The sequence below is a fragment of the Pseudomonas sp. AC463 genome (assembly GCF_979253585.1).
On sequence record NZ_CEEDDZ010000597.1, the window covers coordinates 1 to 273 of the forward strand.

1 protein-coding gene is annotated in these 273 nt (G+C 69.6%); it reads left to right on the forward strand.

Annotation, left to right across the window (positions count from 1 at the left end):
- A partial coding sequence (locus AC0IYH_RS31595; RefSeq protein WP_471838192.1) for a Gfo/Idh/MocA family protein occupies positions 1-273 on the forward strand: 273 nt, incomplete at both ends.

The following is a 273-nucleotide window of genomic DNA, read 5'->3' on the forward strand; positions in this document are numbered from 1 at the left end:
ACAAGCAGGCGGAGTGGCGCACCGATCCGGCGCGCGCCGGCATGGGCGGCTGTCTGGGTGATATCGGCACGCACGCGTTCCAGCTGGCGGAGCATGTCAGCGGGCTGCGCGTGGCGTCGGTATCGGCCGACCTGTCGACGCATGTCGAGGGCCGCCGGCTGGATGACGATGTCAGCGCACTGCTGCGCTTCGACACCGACGCGCGGGGCATGCTGAAGGCGAGTCAAGTCGCGGCGGGCGAGGAAAACGGCCTGAAGCTGCGCGTCTATGGCG